4 protein-coding genes and 1 pseudogene are annotated in these 2,929 nt (G+C 64.6%); all 5 read left to right on the plus strand.

What is annotated here, in order from left to right; all coding sequences use genetic code 11:
* Positions 1-877 (plus strand): hypothetical protein (locus JCM9942_RS13215; protein WP_218185493.1); only part of this gene is annotated, 877 nt, incomplete at its 5' end.
* An 8-nt stretch (positions 878-885) separates the two neighbouring features.
* The gene (locus JCM9942_RS13220; RefSeq protein ID WP_054660241.1) at positions 886-1,734 is read left to right on the plus strand and encodes a phage BR0599 family protein; all 849 of its coding nucleotides are present in this window, start codon (positions 886-888) and stop codon (positions 1,732-1,734) included.
* The gene (locus JCM9942_RS13225; RefSeq protein ID WP_241772683.1) at positions 1,725-2,165 is read left to right on the plus strand and encodes a hypothetical protein; all 441 of its coding nucleotides are present in this window, start codon (positions 1,725-1,727) and stop codon (positions 2,163-2,165) included. Before JCM9942_RS13220 ends, JCM9942_RS13225 begins: the two co-directional genes overlap by 10 nt.
* On the plus strand, positions 2,165-2,395 hold the full coding sequence (locus JCM9942_RS13230; RefSeq protein ID WP_054660243.1) for a hypothetical protein: 231 nt from the start codon (positions 2,165-2,167) through the stop codon (positions 2,393-2,395). The genes JCM9942_RS13225 and JCM9942_RS13230 overlap by 1 nt, the downstream gene beginning before the upstream one ends.
* A pseudogene (locus tag JCM9942_RS13235) lies at positions 2,385-2,929 on the plus strand (hypothetical protein); the annotation flags it as partial. The gene JCM9942_RS13230 and the pseudogene JCM9942_RS13235, both read left to right, overlap by 11 nt.

Here is a 2,929-nt window from a genome sequence, read left to right on the forward strand (position 1 = left end):
CACGTTCATCCGTACCGGGGCGCAGGCGGCGCTGGTATCCGATGACCCGCGCACGGCCGAGGCGGTGGGCGTGGGTGACGTTCTGCCTGCCGGGGTGGTGCTGTCCGCGCCGACTATCTCCCCGCACGGTGCTGGCACACGGGTATTGCCGGTGTTCGCTGGGCGGCTTGGTGGTGCGCCAGTGATTGCGCGCTTTACCGGTGATGCGGCGCCGTGGCGGGTGGAGTTCGATCTGGAGGATCCGCTGCCGATCACCGCCGATGCTGGTGCAGCGCTCTACCGGAACTGGCCGGTGCTGGAGCTGCCGGTGGATTGGTCCACCGATCCAGATTGGCAGCCGCAGCGTGAGTTGCAGGGCGTGGATTACGGCACGGCAAAGCCGGTAGTTTCGGACCTGCTCGGCCAGTCGCGGCCGGTCATCCGGCGGCATTGCACCGCGGCCAATGGCGCTGAAGTGATGCAGCTGCTTGGATTACTGTGGGCGCTGGCAGGCCGCGCTATGCCGGTCTGGGTGCACACACAGGCCCAGGACCTTGTGCTGTCTGGAAGCGCGGGCGCTACCGCGACCACGGTGGACGTGCAGTGGGCTGGTCTTGGCATCGGTCCGCGCCCACCGGGGCGGCGTGACCTGCGTATCGCCCTGCAAGATGGATCCGTTCTCTATCGCCGTGTGACTGCAGTTTCCAGCCCCAATGCGGGCGCCGAGCGCCTCGCGCTTGATGCAGCGCTGGGTGTGCCGGTCTCTCCGGCGGATGTGCGGCAGATTTCGTGGATGGCGCTGTGCACCCAGTCTGCTGACGTGGTGCGCATCAATTGGTGGCGCCACGACGTTGCCGAGGTTGCACTGAGTTTTCAGGCGGTGCCGCATGAGCATTGAGGTGTGTGATGCTGCATGAGCGTTTCGGTCGCAAGCCGGTCCACCTGTTTGTGTTCACTCGCCAGCACCTGGTATGGCGGTATTGCACGGCCGATCGCGACATCGAGGTTGATGGCAAGGTCTACCTGTCAGCGCAGATTGAGCGCAGTGCGATCAAGCAGACGATCGAGCGTGCCAAGGACAAGCTGAGCATCAAGTTCGCGTATCTGCTGGATCCAGACGCTGCGGAATACCCGGTCACCGAGTCGCTGGGTGACAACTGGTATCCCTACGCCCCGCACGACGCGATCGGCGTGGTGTGCATGGAGTTCGATGCCGGCACAGGGGGCGTCCCGAAGGTTGAATGGATCGGGGTGGTCATCCAGCCCAAGTTCGGTGATGCAGAAATTGAACTGACCTGCGAGCCAGGCAATGGCATCAACCGCGCGCGCGGTCAGGGGTCGTGCTGGCAGCGGACTTGCGGTAAGACGCCGTACTCCACCGGCCTGCGCGGCTGCAATCTGGATCGCGCCGTTCTGCAGGTGAGCGGCGAGCTGTCAGCAGCGTCCAGCCAGTGGGTGTCGGCACCGGCCTTTGCGGATTCCGCGTTTACGCTGGCCGGTGGCTTCCTCAGCTGGACTGCCGCAAACGGCTTGCTTATGCGGCGGGAAGTTGCCGCGCATGAGCAAGGAAGCACGCAGCTGGTGCTCGTGCCCGGCGGCCCGAACCCCGCCACGGGCGATGCCGTGATCGCCCTGCCGACCTGCCCGCGTACGTGGCAGGCCTGCGCCGCGCGTGGCAACACCGACAACTACGGCGGCAGCTTGTTCAAGCCGGTCAAGAACCCCGTCGATGGAGTGAGCATGTCATGGGGCTGATGCCTGCAGTCCACCCGCTTCGCAAGAAGGTCGCGGTGATGATCTGGCGGCTGCGCCACTGGTGGCTGGATACGCCGTCGGGCGAGGCAGCGCAGAAGTACGTGTTCGCGTTCTCGGTTCTGGCGAGCGTGATTCAGTTTGTCCGGCTGGCAGTTATGGCACTGATACCGGCGGCGCCGGCCAAGCCAATTGAGGCGATCTGGCCGTTGTGGGTCATCAACCTGATCGTCATGGTCGTTGTGGCGGCGATTTCCTACGCCATGCGGCCCAAGCCAGAAACGCCCAAGCCGCTGGCTGGCGAAGCGCCGACCGTGGAGGACGGGCAAAGCGTGAAGCACCACTTCGGCACCGTATGGGTGGAAGATGAATTCATCCTCGCCTGGAAGGTAACGGGAACTGTACCGATCAAGTCAAAGGGCGGGAAGAAGTGATGGCCGAACTGAGCGTCACCACCGCCCATCTGCGCAGCATTCCCGGCTTTGGCCGCAAGCCGGGGTTCTGCGCTGCTGGTGCGCGTGCCTTCTTCAAGTCGCACGGGCTGGATTACCAGGCTTTCGCTCGCGAAGGCATCCCGGCATCGAAGCTGGAAGCCACCGGCGATGGTCTGGCCCTGGCACTGGTCGCGTGGGCACGCGAATGCGAGGCCGCCGATGGGCGGTAAGAGCAAGAGCGCCACCGTTGGGTACTGGTACGAGGTGGCTTTCCACAGCGGCCTCGGAATTGGCCCGATCGATGCGTACCTGGAATTTCGGGGCGGCGATAAGACCGCATGGCGCGGTGAGGCCACGCAAAGCCAGACGATCCACATCAATGCGCCGAACCTGTGGGGCGGCGAGAAAGATCAGGGCGGCATCGTCGGCTCGGTCGACCTGATGTTCGGCGAAGCCACGCAGCAGCCAAACAGCCGCCTGGCGAGCATCTTCGGACCGCAGCAGCCGGCGTGGCGCGGGTTCGCAACGCTGGCTTTCGCCGGCAAGTACGGGGCTATGAACCCGTACCCGCAGAAGGCCAGCCACAAGATCCGCAAGATCCGTGAGGGCTGGGATGGCGAGTGCTGGTATCCGGGCAAAGCCGCGATCCCGATGCGACGTGCGCGGGTGGCGACCCCTATATCTATGCGACGTCGCCACTCTATCCCGTGGTCTTCCCGCCGAAGACCGGCGACGTTGCAGCGACAACTCCCTCAGTTATCAGT

It is taken from the genome of Stenotrophomonas pictorum JCM 9942 (assembly GCF_001310775.1).
Classification (GTDB): Bacteria; Pseudomonadota; Gammaproteobacteria; order Xanthomonadales; family Xanthomonadaceae; genus Stenotrophomonas; species Stenotrophomonas pictorum.